Origin of the sequence: Streptomyces sp. SAI-170 (assembly GCF_049739565.1) — a bacterium.
In the GTDB taxonomy this organism is placed as follows: domain Bacteria; phylum Actinomycetota; class Actinomycetes; order Streptomycetales; family Streptomycetaceae; genus Streptomyces.
Window position 1 is genome coordinate 2,403,652 of the sequence record NZ_JBMGQD010000001.1, and the last position, 11,349, is coordinate 2,415,000.

The window sequence follows — 11,349 nt, forward strand, 5'->3', positions numbered from 1 at the left end:
GCGTGGGGCAGCCTCAATCGGCAACTCCGCGTGAACTCACAGAGTTCCCACCTAGTCTCCCGGCCGGCGTTTCACTCTCCCCGCATCCACTGCTCCATCACGGACAGCAGATGGTCGGGGTCGACCGGCTTGGTCACGTAGTCCGAGGCGCCCGACTCGATCGCCTTCTCCCGGTCGCCCTTCATCGCCTTCGCGGTGAGCGCCACGATCGGCAGCCCCGCGAACTGCGGCATCCTGCGGATCGCGGTCGTCGTCGCGTACCCGTCCATCTCCGGCATCATGATGTCCATCAGCACGACCGCCACGTCGTCGTGCTGCTCCAGCACCTCGATGCCCTCCCGGCCGTTCTCGGCGTACAGCACCGACAGTCCGTGCTGCTCCAGGACGCTGGTGAGCGCGAAGACGTTGCGGATGTCGTCGTCGACGATCAGCACCTTCTCCCCGGAGAACCGGATGCCGCCGCGCGGCTGCGGTGCCGGCTCCTGCTCTCCGGCGGACCACCGCTCGGCCAGGTCGTCACCCTGCGTGTGCACGGAGGCCCGGCGGCGGCGCCGGAACAGCGCGGCGGCGCCGTTCTGCGTCTCGTGGTACGACTTCACCTCCGCCGGCGTCTCGATCGCCGGCTCGGGCAGCAGGTCGTGCTCCCCCGCCCCCGACTGCCCGGGCGGCAGAGCGGCCTGCGGATAGCCGTGCGGGGGCAGCTCGCCCGGGTGCAGCGGCAGATACAGGGTGAAGGTCGAGCCGCGGCCCGGCTCGCTCTGCGCGTGGATCTCACCGCCGAGCAGCTGGGCGATCTCCCGCGAGATCGACAGGCCCAGGCCCGTACCGCCGTACTTGCGGCTGGTGGTGCCGTCGGCCTGCTTGAACGCCTCGAAGATCACCCGCATCTTGCTCGCCGCGATACCGATGCCGGTGTCCGTGACCGAGAACGCGATCAGCTTGGCGTCCGCGTCGGTCAGCGACCCCGCCTCCAGCAACTGCTCCCTGATCGCCACCGGCACATCGATGCCCGCCGGCCGGATCACCAGCTCCACCGACCCGGAGTCGGTGAACTTCACCGCGTTGGACAGCAGATTGCGCAGCACCTGCAGCAGCCGCTGTTCGTCGGTGTGCAGCGTCGCGGGCAGCTCCGGCGAGACCCGCACCGACAGGTCCAGGCCCTTCTCCGCGGTCAGCGGCCGGAAGGTGGCCTCCACATAGTCGACCAGCTGCACCAGCGCGATACGCGTCGGGGAGACGTCCATCTTGCCGGCCTCGACCTTCGACAGGTCGAGGATGTCGTTGATCAGCTGCAGCAGGTCCGAGCCCGCCCCGTGGATCGTCTCGGCGAACTCCACCTGCTTCGGGGTGAGGTTGCCCTCGGCGTTGTCGGCGAGCAGCTTGGCCAGGATCAGCAGCGAGTTCAGCGGCGTACGCAGCTCGTGCGACATGTTGGCCAGGAACTCGCTCTTGTAGCGCATGGAGACGGCCAGTTGCTCGGCGCGCTCCTCCAGGACCTGCCGCGCCTCCTCGATCTCGGTGTTCTTCACCTCGATGTCGCGGTTCTGCCGCGCCAGCAGCTCGGCCTTCTCCTCCAGTTCGGCGTTGGACGCCTGCAGCGCCTTCTGCCGGTTCTCCAACTCGGCCGACCGCTCGCGCAGTTGCTCGGTCAGCTCCTGCGACTGCTTCAGCAGCACCTCGGTCTTGGTGTTGACGGAGATGGTGTTGACGCTGGTCGCGATCATCTCCGCGATCTGGTTCAGGAAGTCCTTCTGGATCTGCGTGAACGGCGTGAACGACGCCAGCTCGATCACGCCGAGAATCTTGCCCTCGAACAGCACCGGCAGCACGATCACCTGCGCGGGGCGGGGCCTCCCCGAGCCCGGAGGAGATCTTCAGATAGCCGCTGGGCGCGTTCTCCACCAGGATCGTGCGCTTCTCCAGGGCCGCGGTGCCCACCAGCGCCTCACCCGGCCGGAACGACGTCGGCATGGAGCCCATCGAGTAGCCGTACGACCCCAGCATCCGCAGCTCGTACTGGTCCTCGCTCTCGGTCGCCAGGTCCGGCTCGTCCACCAGCGGCATCGCCAGGAAGAACGCCCCGTGCTGCGCGGACACCACCGGGGTGAGCTCGCTCATGATCAGCGAGGCGACGTCGTCGAGGTCGCGGCGGCCCTGCATCAGCGCGGAGATCCGGGCCAGGTTGCCCTTGAGCCAGTCCTGCTCCTTGTTGGCGATCGTGGTGTCGCGCAGGTTGGCGATCATCTTGTTGATGTAGTCCTGCAGTTCCTGGATCTCGCCGGACGCGTCCACGTCGATCTTCAGGTTCAGGTCGCCACGGGTCACCGCGGTCGCCACGCGCGCGATGGCACGCACCTGCCGGGTCAGGTTCCCGGCCATCTCGTTCACGGACTCCGTCAGGTCCCGCCAGGTGCCGTCCACGTCACGCACGCGTGCCTGACCGCCCAGCTGCCCCTCGGTGCCCACCTCGCGGGCCACGCGCGTGACCTCCTCGGCGAACGACGACAGCTGGTCGACCATCGTGTTGATCGTCGTCTTCAGTTCGAGGATCTCGCCGCGGGCGTCGATGTCGATCTTCTTGGTCAGATCGCCCTTCGCGATGGCCGTGGTGACCATCGCGATGTTGCGCACCTGACCGGTCAGGTTGGACGCCATCTGGTTCACCGACTCGGTGAGGTCCTTCCAGGTGCCCGCCACACCCGGCACATGCGCCTGACCGCCCAGGATGCCGTCCGTGCCCACCTCACGGGCCACCTTGGTGACCTGCTCGGCGAACGAACTCAGCGTCTTCACCATCGTGTTGAAGGTGTCCGCGAGCTGCGCGACCTCGCCGCGCGCCTCGATCGTCACCGTCCGGGTCAGATCGCCGTTGGCGACCGCCACCGCGACCTGGGAGATGTTGCGCACCTGCATGGTCAGGTTCTTGGCCATCAGGTTGACGTTGTCGCTGAGGTCCTTCCAGATGCCCGTGACACCCGGTACGTGCGCCTGGCCGCCCAGGATGCCCTCGGTGCCCACCTCACGGGCCACTCGGGTCACCTGCTCGGCGAAGCTGGAGAGCTGGTCGACCATCGTGTTGACGGTCGTGACCAGTTCGAGGATCTCGCCCTTGGCGTCGACGGTGATCTTCTTGGACAGGTCTCCCTTGGCGACCGCGGTGGTGACGTCGGCGATGGACCGCACCTGCACGGTGAGGTTGTTCGCCATGAAGTTCACCGACTGGGTCAGGTCCTTCCAGGTGCCGGAGACGCCCTGCACCTCGGCCTGTCCGCCCAGCTGGCCCTCGGTGCCCACCTCGCGGGCGACCCTGGTGACCTCCTCCGCGAAGGAGGACAGCTGGTCGACCATGGTGTTCAGCGTGTTCTTCAGCTCCAGGATCTCGCCGCGCGCGTCGACCGTGATCTTCTGCGAGAGGTCACCGCGGGCCACCGCGGTGGCGACCTGGGCGATCTGGCGCACCTGGGCCGTCAGGTTCCCGGCCATGCCGTTCACCGAGTCGGTCAGATCACGCCACACACCCGCGACACCCGGCACCTGCGCCTGACCGCCGAGCCGGCCCTCCGTGCCCACCTCGCGGGCCACCCGGGTCACCTGGTCGGCGAAGGCGGAGAGCTGGTCGACCATCGTGTTGATGGTGTTCTTCAGCTCCAGGATCTCGCCGCGCGCGTCCACGGTGATCTTCTGGGAGAGGTCACCGCGCGCCACCGCGGTCGTCACCTGGGCGATCTGCCGCACCTGCGAGGTCAGATTGCCGGTGATGGAGTTGACCGAGTCGGTCAGCTCCTTCCACCGCCCGGACACGCCGTCCACCCGGGCCTGCCCGCCGAGCCGGCCCTCGGTACCGACCTCGCGCGCCATCCGCGTGACCTGGTCGGCGAACGACGACAGCTGGTCCACCATCGTGTTCACGGTGTTCTTCAGCTGGAGCATCTCACCGGAGACGTCCACGGTGACCTTCTGCGACAGATCGCCGTTGGCCACCGCCGTCGTCACCTGGGCGATGTTCCTCACCTGTCCGGTGAGATTCCGGAACGCCGTGTTGACGCTGTCGGTGAGGTCCTTCCACGTCCCCGCGGCCCCCGGCACCTGCGCCTGACCGCCCAGCTCACCCTCGACACCGATCTCCCGCGCGACGCGGGTCACCTCGGAACCGAACGCCGACAGCTGGTCCACCATGCCGTTGACGGTGTTCTTCAGCTCCAGCATCTCGCCGGCCACGTCGACGGTGACCTTCTGCGACAGATCACCGTTCGCCACCGCCGTCGTCACGGCCGCGATGTCCCTCACCTGAATGGTCAGATTCCGGAACACGGTGTTGACGGAGTCCGTGAGGTCCTTCCAGGTGCCCGCGGCACCGGGCACGTTCGCCTGGCCGCCCAGCCGCCCCTCGGAGCCGACCTCGTTGGCCACGCGCGTGACCTCGTCCGCGAAGATCCGCAGCGTCTCGGTCATCTGGTTGATCGTCTCCGCGAGCTGCGCCACCTCGCCGCGCGCCGGGACGGTCACCTTCCGCGACAGATCACCGTTGGCGACTGCCGTGGTCACCTCGGCGATCCCGCGCACCTGGGCCGTCAGATTGCCGGCCATGGTGTTCACCGAGTCGGTGAGTTCCTTCCACACCCCATCCACACCCGGCACCTGCGCCTGACCGCCCAGAATGCCGTCGGTGCCCACCTCACGGGCGACCCGCGTCACCTCCGAGGAGAACGCCGAGAGCCGGTCGACCATCGTGTTGACGGTCTCCTTCAGCTCCAGCATCTCGCCGGCCACATGCACGGTCACCTTGCGTGACAGATCACCCTTGGCGACCGCCGTCGTCACCAGCGCGATGTCCCGCACCTGCGCGGTCAGCCGGTCCGCCATCGTGTTGACCGACTCCGTCAGGTCCTTCCACGAACCCGACATACCGCGCACCTGCGCCTGACCGCCCAGCTTGCCCTCGGTGCCCACCTCACTGGCCACGCGCGTGACCTCGTCGGTGAACGTCGACAGCTGGTCGACCAGGTTGTTCACGGTCCGCCCGACCTTGAGGAACTCCCCGCGCAGCGGATGCCCGGTCCCGTCGGGCGCCTGCGTCCGCAGCTCCATGCGCGGCGACAGATCACCCTCGGCCACCGCCGACAGCACCCGTCCCACCTCGGAGACCGGGTACACGAGATCGTCGACCAGCGCGTTGGAGGCGTCGATCGCGGCCGACCAGGACCCCTCGCAGGCCCCCGTCTCCAGCCGCTCGGTGAGCTTGCCCTCACGGCCCACCATCCGCCGCACCCGCGACAGCTCACCGGTCAGATGCATGTTCCGGTCGGCCACCTCGTTGAAGACGGCCGCGATCTCCGACATCACGCCGTCCCCGCCGGACACCGTGAGCCGCTTGCGGAAATTGCCGTCCCGCATCGCCACCAGAGCAGCCAGCAGCCGGTTCAGGGCAGCCGTGTCCACCGCGGTGGTCCCACCGCGCGCCTTGCGCGGATCGCGCGTTTTCGTGCCCCGCGTCGCTGCGCCAGACTCCACTGTGTCCCTCCCGCAGGGGTCGACCGTCACTGCTGTGCTCGGATGCTGCCCGACGTACCGATCGCCGTCCGTCACCGATCGTCACCGGCCGGCGAACCAGCCCATCAAGGACCACTGCCCGCCCGGCCCGCAAGCCACTCGGCCTGCCCCGACTTCGCCATCAAGCCTGCCCAGTGTTTCACCCCGGCCGAACCAGGCCATAACAGTTCGGCAGCTTCGCACATCGTCCGCACACCCTCGGGACGTAAAACACCGGCGACCGGCATCCGCATGGACGGGGAAGGTAAGTAACCTTGCATGCGGCTGTCCAGCCGCGCCGGTCCGTCCGGCCTGGGCGGTGGCATCGGACACGAGCGGGCATCGGAGGGGCGGCCGCACACATGACCACCGGACTGATCCCGGGAGCCCAGCCCCCGGAACCCCGGCCGGACAGCGGTCTGCCCTCACAGGCACGCCGCTCCCCGGACGATGGGACAGCCCAGCACACCGACAACCGGCCGAGGAGTTCCGTGATCACCGCGCGCGCGGCTGCCAGCTTCGAGCCCGTCGGGCGATCGGTCGCCTCTGCTCGGTCCTTCGTCCGCGACACCCTCCAGGGCTGGGGCTTCGCCGACATCGTCGACGACGCCGTGGTCCTCACCAGCGAACTGGTGACCAACGCCGTCGTCCACGCGGGCACCTCGGCGGACGTCCTGTGCCTGCGCACCGAGGACGGCGTACGCATCGAGGTCGCCGACCGCTACCCCGAACGTGAGATCCCCCTCCAGGGCGCCGCCGTGAACATGGGCAGCCCCGACCGCGAAGGCGGCCGCGGCCTCCAGCTCTGCGCGGCCCTCGCCGGGCGCTGGGGCGTGGAGTACACCCCCACGCACAAGCAGGTCTGGTTCCAACTGGAGCTGCCCGAACGTCCCGTCGGCACCCGATCCGCCGGACCGTCCCTCCCGGCCGAGCTGCTGCCGATCGCCGACGGCCGCATCCGGGTCGCCGTCGTCCAGATCGACCGCAACGGCGCCATCTCCGCCTGGAACGAGGACGCCGAGGAGCTGTTCGGCTACCCGGCCGACCAGGTCACCGGCAAACCCCTCACCGACCTCGCCGCGTGGCCGCACACCCCGGGCACCGGCACGGGCGTCGCCGAGGCACTCCAGCTCTCCCGCTGGGAAGGCAGCTACGGCATCCGCGACGCGGCCGGCCGGGTCGTCCCCGTCTACGCCTCCCACCTGCGCGTCCGCGACACCGGCGGCGACCCCTCCACCGTCTGCCTCCTGGTGCGCGACCACGAACGCGCGGTGCTGCAGACCCCGTTGCGCGTCAACACCTCCGACAGCGGGGGCTCCGGCGAGGGCAAGAACACCGACCCGTTCGAGGTGTTCATCGGCTCCCCCGCACCCGACGACCTCGACGGCCTCCTGCAGCGCACGGTGGAACGCGCCCGCGACATGCTCGACGCCGACTCCGCGTTCCTGCTCCTCGCCACCGACGACGAGACGGAGCTGGAGGTCCGCGCCTCCACCGGCCTGCCCTCCGCCCGCCAGCGCTTCGCCCGCGTCCCCGTCGAGGCCGGCCCCGGCCGCTACGGCTCCGCCCGCATGCCCGCCGTCCACGACGACCTCACCGCCGTCCCCGGAGCCGTGCCCCTGCTCAACGGCACCGGCATGCGCTCGGTCGTCACCGTGCCGCTCAAGGTCGAGGGTCGCCTCACCGGCTCGCTCGGCGTCGCCGCCGAGGCACCGGGCCGCTACAGCAACGAAGAGGCGCTGCGCCTGCAGTTCGCGGCCGACCGCATCGCCCTCGCCGTCGAGTCGGCCCGCCTCGGCGAACTGGAACGCCTGCGCCGCGGCTCCTTGAGCTTCCTCGTCGAGGCCTCCGACCTCCTGGCCGGCACCCTCGACCGCGACCAGACCCTGGCCCTCATGGCCCAGATGACGGTCCCCACCCTGGCCACCTGGTGCGCCGTCTACACGATCGCCGACCAGGCCTCCGAGCCGTATCTGTCGTACGTCCTGCACGAGGACGAGGAACTCATCGACGGCATCAAGTCGTTGCTCTCGAAGATCGCCCCGCCCGACCCGGTCCCCACCCCGGGCGCCCGCGTCTGGACGGCCCCCGCCGAAGTCGCCCACCAGGCCGCCCTGCGCACCTCCATGCGCAGCCTCGGTCGCGGCGAACCGGCCACCGTCAGCTCCGGCATCGGCACCACCCTCGCCACCGCGGGCGCGGTCGGCGGAGAGACCGTCGTCCTGCCCCTGGTCGCCCGCAACCGCGTCATCGGCATGCTGACCCTCGGCAAGCCCACCGACGAGCACTTCCGCCAGGAAATCCTGGAGTTGGCGGAGGACCTCTCGCGCCGAGCGGCCCTCGCCCTCGACAACGCCCGCCTCTACTCCGAGCGCACCGCCATCAGCCAGTCCCTCCAGCGCAGCCTCCTGCCCCCGGAACTGCCCACCATCGACGGCGTCGAGGTCGAGGTCATCTACCGCGCGGCCGGCGAGGGCAACGAGGTCGGCGGCGACTTCTACGACGTCTTCCCCATCAGCGACGGCGCCTACGGCTTCGCCATCGGAGACGTCTGCGGTACGGGACCCAACGCGGCGGCCGTCACGGGCCTCGCCCGGCACGCCCTGCGCCTCCTCGCCCGCGAGGGCCTCAGCGGACCCGCGGTCCTGGAGCGCCTCAACTCCGCCATCCTCGACGAGGGAGCCCGCAGCCGCTTCCTGACCCTCCTGTACGGCGAGCTGCGCCCGCAGCCCGACGGCAGCGCGGAGCTGAAGGTCGTCTGCGCCGGCCACCCGCTCCCGCTCCGGCTGCGCCAGGACGGCACGGTCGAGGCCGCGGCCGAACCCCAGCCGCTGCTCGGCGTCTTGGAGGACCTGGAGCTCTACGAGCAGACGGTCACCCTCGACCCGGGCGACGTCCTGCTCTGCGTCACCGACGGCGTCACCGAACGCCGCGAGGGCACCCGCATGCTGGGCGACGACGGCCTCGCCGACGTCCTGACGACCTGCACGGGCCTCACGGCCGGCGCGGTCGCCGCCCGCATCATGCGCGCCGTGGAGCGCTTCGCCTCGGACGCCCCGTCCGACGACATGGCGATCCTGGCCATGCGCGTCCCGGGTCTGCACAACGCCTGAGCCAACTCCCCCGGTCCGCCGGGGGACATACAAAAGAACCCCGCCCGAAAGGGCGGGGTTCTTTCTTCGGAGCCCCCAAACGGAATCGAACCGTTGACCTTCTCCTTACCATGGAGACGCTCTGCCGACTGAGCTATAGGGGCCGGTCGCTTTTCTCGGGGTTTCCCCCGCAGCAACTGAATAGATCATACCCCGAACGAACCCGTATTCCCAAACTCGTTCAGAGCGCGGGCTGGAGCAGTCCCCCGAGGGCATTGCACGCGGCCACGATCCGCTGCATGTCCCGCTTCGTCAACGACGCGTCCACGGGCAGCGCCAACGTCTCGTCGGCGGCCCGCTCGGTCTCCGGCAGGGACACGCACCGCCGGAATTCGGGCAGCCGGTGCACAGGCGTCTTCACCGGCACCCGGCAGTCGACTCCCCTGGCCCGCAAGGCTCGTGCGAAGGCGTCCCGATCGGGCCGCCCGTTCCCCGGCACCCGCACGACGTACTGCTGATAGGTGTGCCCCACGGTCGCCTCGGGCGTCGTCACGCCCTTCAGCCGCTCGTCGAGGAACGCGGCCCGCTGCCTGCGCTGCGCGATCTCGTCGTACGGCTCCTCGGACTCGCCCTCCTGGAGCACCAACAGCCCATGCCGCCGACCCACTTCGAGCAGCCCCGGCACATCGGCGGGCCGGCCGAACCGATGGACGGCCACAACAGCCGCCGTCCGCCCGGTCACCGCGGCGGCGACAGCCACCGGGTCCAGGCAGTACGTGCCCGGATCTATGTCGGCGAACACCGGCAGCCCACCGGCCAGTGTCACGGCCTCGGCGACCTCGACGTCCCCGAAGGCCGGCACGATCACCTCGTCACCGAGTCCGACACCGGCGGCCCTGAGCATCGCAGCAGTACTCATGGTTGGATGCTGGGCGCCCAACGTGAACGTCAAGTGACGCAAAACAAAAAAGGGTTGGGCCCGGAACCGAAGTTCCAGGCCCAACCCTTATCAATGATTGTTCGGCGGCGTCCTACTCTCCCACAGGGTCCCCCCTGCAGTACCATCGGCGCTGTAAGGCTTAGCTTCCGGGTTCGGAATGTAACCGGGCGTTTCCCCTACGCTATGACCACCGAAACACTATGAAACTGTCAACCGCACCACGCCTGTGACAACGTGGGGTTGTTCGTGGTTTCAGAACCAACACAGTGGACGCGAGCAACTGAGGACAAGCCCTCGGCCTATTAGTACCGGTCAACTCCACACGTTACCGTGCTTCCATATCCGGCCTATCAACCCAGTCGTCTACTGGGAGCCTTACCCCATCAAGTGGGTGGGAGTCCTCATCTCGAAGCAGGCTTCCCGCTTAGATGCTTTCAGCGGTTATCCCTCCCGAACGTAGCCAACCAGCCATGCCCTTGGCAGAACAACTGGCACACCAGAGGTTCGTCCGTCCCGGTCCTCTCGTACTAGGGACAGCCCTTCTCAAGACTCCTACGCGCACAGCGGATAGGGACCGAACTGTCTCACGACGTTCTAAACCCAGCTCGCGTACCGCTTTAATGGGCGAACAGCCCAACCCTTGGGACCGACTCCAGCCCCAGGATGCGACGAGCCGACATCGAGGTGCCAAACCATCCCGTCGATATGGACTCTTGGGGAAGATCAGCCTGTTATCCCCGGGGTACCTTTTATCCGTTGAGCGACGGCGCTTCCACAAGCCACCGCCGGATCACTAGTCCCGACTTTCGTCCCTGCTCGACCCGTCGGTCTCACAGTCAAGCTCCCTTGTGCACTTACACTCAACACCTGATTGCCAACCAGGCTGAGGGAACCTTTGGGCGCCTCCGTTACCCTTTGGGAGGCAACCGCCCCAGTTAAACTACCCATCAGACACTGTCCCTGATCCGGATCACGGACCCAGGTTAGACATCCAGCACGACCAGACTGGTATTTCAACGACGACTCCACCCACACTGGCGTGTGAGCTTCAAAGTCTCCCAGCTATCCTACACAAGCCGAACCGAACACCAATATCAAACTGTAGTAAAGGTCCCGGGGTCTTTCCGTCCTGCTGCGCGAAACGAGCATCTTTACTCGTAGTGCAATTTCACCGGGCCTATGGTTGAGACAGTCGAGAAGTCGTTACGCCATTCGTGCAGGTCGGAACTTACCCGACAAGGAATTTCGCTACCTTAGGATGGTTATAGTTACCACCGCCGTTTACTGGCGCTTAAGTTCTCAGCTTCGCAACCCCGAAAGGTCACTAACCGGTCCCCTTAACGTTCCAGCACCGGGCAGGCGTCAGTCCGTATACATCGCCTTACGGCTTCGCACGGACCTGTGTTTTTAGTAAACAGTCGCTTCTCGCTGGTCTCTGCGGCCACACCCAGCTCACCGTGTAAAACGGATCACCAGACATGGCCCCCCTTCTCCCGAAGTTACGGGGGCATTTTGCCGAGTTCCTTAACCATAGTTCACCCGAACGCCTCGGTATTCTCTACCTGACCACCTGAGTCGGTTTAGGGTACGGGCCGCCATGAAACTCGCTAGAGGCTTTTCTCGACAGCATAGGATCATCCACTTCACCACAATCGGCTCGGCATCAGGTCTCAGACTATGTGCAAGGCGGATTTGCCTACCTTGCGTCCTACACCCTTACCCCGGGACAACCACCGCCCGGGATGGACTACCTTCCTGCGTCACCCCATCACTCACCTACTACCAACT

Annotated in this window: 2 protein-coding genes, 1 tRNA gene, 2 rRNA genes and 1 pseudogene (1 of these 6 only partly in view); 1 reads left to right on the forward strand and 5 read right to left on the reverse strand. The window is 67.6% G+C overall.

Annotation, left to right across the window (positions count from 1 at the left end):
* Positions 1–71: 71 nt before the first annotated feature.
* Positions 72–5,511: pseudogene (locus tag RKD23_RS10575) on the reverse strand (HAMP domain-containing protein).
* Between the two features lie 380 nt (positions 5,512–5,891).
* On the opposite strand from RKD23_RS10575, the gene RKD23_RS10580 reads away from it, so the two are divergent.
* Positions 5,892–8,642: a SpoIIE family protein phosphatase gene (locus tag RKD23_RS10580; RefSeq protein WP_424853463.1), complete on the forward strand. Its 2,751-nt coding sequence runs from the start codon at positions 5,892–5,894 to the stop codon at positions 8,640–8,642.
* 70 nt (positions 8,643–8,712) lie between these two features.
* Here the strand turns inward: RKD23_RS10580 and RKD23_RS10585 are convergent.
* The 4 genes from RKD23_RS10585 to RKD23_RS10600 form a co-directional block, all read right to left on the reverse strand.
* Positions 8,713–8,785: transfer RNA gene (locus RKD23_RS10585), tRNA-Thr, on the reverse strand.
* 77 nt (positions 8,786–8,862) lie between these two features.
* Positions 8,863–9,540 (reverse strand): DegT/DnrJ/EryC1/StrS family aminotransferase, encoded by a 678-nt coding sequence (locus tag RKD23_RS10590; RefSeq protein WP_424853464.1) that lies wholly within the window; start codon positions 9,538–9,540, stop codon positions 8,863–8,865.
* A gap of 99 nt (positions 9,541–9,639) precedes the next feature.
* Positions 9,640–9,756: ribosomal RNA gene (gene rrf, locus RKD23_RS10595) — 5S ribosomal RNA — on the reverse strand.
* Between the two features lie 87 nt (positions 9,757–9,843).
* Positions 9,844–11,349 (reverse strand): 23S ribosomal RNA (locus RKD23_RS10600) (it continues 1,617 nt past the right edge of the window).

What these genes read in the sequence shown, in the direction of transcription:
- RKD23_RS10580 (WP_424853463.1), top strand. Translation starts at nt 5,892, where the DNA reads ATGACCACCGGACTGATCCCGGGAGCCCAGCCCCCGGAACCCCGGCCG.
- RKD23_RS10590 (WP_424853464.1), bottom strand. Translation starts at nt 9,540, where the DNA reads ATGAGTACTGCTGCGATGCTCAGGGCCGCCGGTGTCGGACTCGGTGAC.